Consider the following 1,029-nt stretch of genomic DNA (forward strand, 5'->3'; position numbering starts at 1 on the left):
GGGGATATACTAATCGGCAAACTTCGTTGGCTTGATCCTAACTGCCTGTGTTTACTCACTTCTGATCAGCAGTCGATAACGATCTGGTGTCACGCTATCGCCTACTTGAAAGCACTATAAATTATAGTTAATTCCCGCTAGTAAAAACATACTGGCTAAAATACTACCTAGGCAACCAATAGCGAGATTAGTCATATTAGATTGAGTTGCTGAGGCTAGGGCTGTATTGAGATCTGGAGAAGTTAGACGCTCATAGTTTTCTATAGCAACAGTTGCTTCTGGCAGAGAAGAAATCAGGCTTCCAACGAAGTAATGGAGCCCTACAAAAATACCACTACCAAAAATTCTACTTAGGGAGGGGCTGTAGAGTTCAGTCCAGGCTAAAAAGAAAGAGTTCAATAAATAACATAACAATAGTAGTACGCCTGTTCCAAAAGCAAATTGAACCCAACTAGCTTCAAAATCCTCATCACTGATATCTTCAAATAGTTCTGGGCGTCTATTCTTCAACCTGCGTTCACAAAAGAAAAAGATTAAAATACCAAGCAGGCAGACGATTCCTCCTAGTAATAACCATTGCCAATTGCGCAGGGGAGTATCTTCCCGAACCGGGAAAAACTGGAAAGCTCCAGTCATACACCAGTAGGCAGTACTAGCAAAGTAAAACATGGCAAATGACATCAAAAAATGCCAAAAGAACAGTTTTCTTTCTCTGCTAATAAGTTCAATAAGCCCTCTAATTTTATGGAACTTACCGGTAAACAACCACTTGCTAAAAACAACTAATGGTGCAATTATAAACATCAAGTAAATGTTAGCAAAATTTGAGCCAAGTGGGGTAGCTATCCCTCCTAATCTGCGCAAACCAAACGATACAAGCATTAACAACAATTCAGGATTATTAGTACTTGAGTTAATTACGAGAGTGCGCTGGTCACGACCTAAGAACTTTTCTGCCAGACCTGCTGCCGAATTAACCATAAAATCAGTTGCTTTAGGAATTAACCACAAGCAAAAGGTTGCAGCTGA

The 1,029-nt window shown here is 39.9% G+C and carries 2 protein-coding genes; one reads left to right on the plus strand and one right to left on the minus strand.

Translation table 11 applies throughout. The features are described 5' to 3' along the window. Nucleotides 1-12 precede the first annotated feature (12 nt). A complete protein-coding gene (locus F6K23_RS43080) occupies nt 13-120 on the plus strand; it encodes a hypothetical protein (protein WP_375340839.1) in 108 nt (35 codons plus the stop codon). Here F6K23_RS43080 and F6K23_RS41265 read toward each other — a convergent pair. Then, on the minus strand, nt 115-1,029 hold a 915-nt coding region (locus F6K23_RS41265), incomplete at its 5' end, for a hypothetical protein (RefSeq protein ID WP_293167101.1). The two genes, F6K23_RS43080 and F6K23_RS41265, sit on opposite strands and share 6 nt — an antisense overlap.

The sequence above is a fragment of the Okeania sp. SIO2C9 genome, assembly GCF_010672455.1.
In the GTDB taxonomy this organism is placed as follows: Bacteria; Cyanobacteriota; Cyanobacteriia; order Cyanobacteriales; family Microcoleaceae; genus Okeania.